At 59.8% G+C, this 1,591-nt stretch carries 1 protein-coding gene and 1 pseudogene; both read left to right on the top strand.

Translation table 11 applies throughout. From position 1 onward, the window contains the following. Positions 1–269: pseudogene (locus tag EOA85_RS37930) on the top strand (hypothetical protein); the annotation flags it as partial. 99 nt (positions 270–368) lie between these two features. Further along, positions 369–1,517 (top strand): NAD(P)-dependent oxidoreductase, encoded by a 1,149-nt coding sequence (locus EOA85_RS34915; RefSeq protein WP_127212703.1) that lies wholly within the window; start codon positions 369–371, stop codon positions 1,515–1,517. The last annotated feature ends 74 nt before the right edge of the window (positions 1,518–1,591 follow it).

Raw genomic sequence — 1,591 nt, 5'->3', positions numbered from 1 at the left:
GTGTAGGAGAGGACATCCCAAGCGGAGTGTGGAGGGAGATTGCCGTCGACGAGTTGGCGACGAACATCTACTCGTGCTTCGTCGCAGCTGTGAAGACCGGAAAGAGCGTCGAACCAGGCTTTAGGTACGCGGCGAACCTGCAAAGGGTGGTGGATCTTGCAAATCAGACGGAGCGCCAGCGAACCGAGGCAAACGTGCGGGATGCCACAGCCAGCATCATGAGCACCCCGCGGTCACCCGAGACGGTGCCGACGCTCGCCGTCTACTAGGCACGCTCGGAGCCTGCCCACCCTTAAGCCAGCTGAGTGGGTCTCATCACGGCCCGGGCGGGCTAGCGCTCAGCCTGAGCCACATCATCTCTTATCGAGGTGCATGTCGGTTTTCGACTACACCCAAGAATGCTACCAAAGAAGGAGCCTATCGAAATGGTCGCGAGCAACTTGAAGAGTGTCATTCTTTCCGATCACCCGTTGAGCTTGGAATGGATCAAACGTGGCGCCGCCCTACTGGAGACCAAAGGGACCACCACCACGCTATCGCTTCGCAATCCCTCGTGGCGTGACGAATTGCTTTCGGCTTTGATCGATGCGGATATTCTGCTCGTTTCTCCCTGGTCGCTGCCTGACATCACCTTGGATCACGCTTTGCTCGACCGCGCGTCTCGTCTACGGGCAATCGGGGTAACCTACGACAATCGCTTCTCTAGTTTCGTTTCGGTCGACGCACTCACCGAGCGCGGGATCGTCTTGATCGAGACTTCGCGCTCGATGTCGCCGAGCATTGCGGAATTTGCAGTGGCTCAAACTCTCAATCTGTTGCGCGACATTCCGACGGCAATTGCACTCATGAGAGCGGGCGGCTGGAAGGAATCTGAGATTGATCGGTTAGCCTATATCCATGGCGATCTCGCTGGCAAAAAGGTCGGGCTGGCCGGCTATGGCGCCATCAACAGGCGGTATCACCAGTTGATCAGCGGTTTCGGCTGCCAGGTGGCTAGCTACGCCCCGACGCTCGACCCGTCTCGGGCGGAACAGCATGGGTTGACATACACGGCCTCACTCGAGGAGCTCGCAGCCGCCTCGGAGATCTTCGTCGTAGGCATTCCACCCCTGAAATCCTCGCTACGGGCTATCGGCAAGTCAGTCTTCAACGCTCTGCCCATCGGCGGCCTGTTTGTACTCGTGAGCCGCATGGCCGTGGTCGATGAACCTGCGCTGTGGGATGCGGTCAACAACCGCGGCCTCAGGGCTGCGATCGATGTCTTCGGCGCCGAGCCGGTGCCCTCGGACGCGCCATTCCGCTTCTATCCCAACGTACTGCCAACGCCGCATATAGCCGGAGCCCCGTTCTACCAGCATGAGCGCTGCTTCTATGATGCTTGCGTTGACTGCCTTGCCGCGATCGAGGGGCAGCCGCGCCGCTTCGAAGCAATGCGGCGTGATGAGAGCATGTATATGGGGTTGGACGGCAGCACGCCGAAGCCGCGGAAGGCAGCTGCATCCGTGTCGTTGGTATGAATAGAGCAGCCGGCCGATGTCAGCGGCTTAGCAGCCGACATCGGTCGGCCCCCAAGTGCAGCGTGAGTGTGAAC

This window comes from Mesorhizobium sp. M5C.F.Ca.IN.020.29.1.1 (genome assembly GCF_003997375.1).
In the GTDB taxonomy this organism is placed as follows: domain Bacteria; phylum Pseudomonadota; class Alphaproteobacteria; order Rhizobiales; family Rhizobiaceae; genus Mesorhizobium; species Mesorhizobium wenxiniae.
The sequence above is the reverse complement of the archived record's forward strand: the minus strand, read 5'-3'. Positions and strand labels throughout refer to the sequence as shown.